Annotated in this window: 1 pseudogene; it reads right to left on the reverse strand. The window is 75.9% G+C overall.

What is annotated here, in order from left to right:
• A pseudogene (locus tag GTW43_RS03730) lies at positions 1–229 on the reverse strand (hypothetical protein); the annotation flags it as partial.
• Positions 230–365 lie beyond the last annotated feature (136 nt).

The following is a 365-nucleotide window of genomic DNA, read 5'->3' on the forward strand; positions in this document are numbered from 1 at the left end:
CCTCGCTCGCGTCCGCCGCGGCGTCCGCGGCGTCGGTCAGGCCGAGCGCGACGGCGGCGGCCGGGAGCTGCTCGTCGACGAGTTCGCCGCCCGCACCGACGCGGGTGTCGGGACCGGCCCAGCGGGCCAGCCGCACCGCACGCGACAGAAGGGGCGTGGCGAGGGCGTCCCGCGCCAGCTCCGCTTCGGCGGGCAGCCGCACCGGCGGCAGGGTGGAGCTGTCTGACATCGGCTGGTTCTCCTCAAGAGCTACGTTGCGACCGCTCAGCCTAGGGCCTGTCCGGCGGGTCAGGTCGCGTCCGGGTGGCCCGGGCCGGTCTGTGCCGGTGAGCGGGGTCTGGTGCGTCGAGATGCAAGGCGGAGGA

Origin of the sequence: Streptomyces sp. SID5785 (genome assembly GCF_009870065.1) — a bacterium.
Taxonomy (GTDB): Bacteria; Actinomycetota; Actinomycetes; order Streptomycetales; family Streptomycetaceae; genus Streptomyces.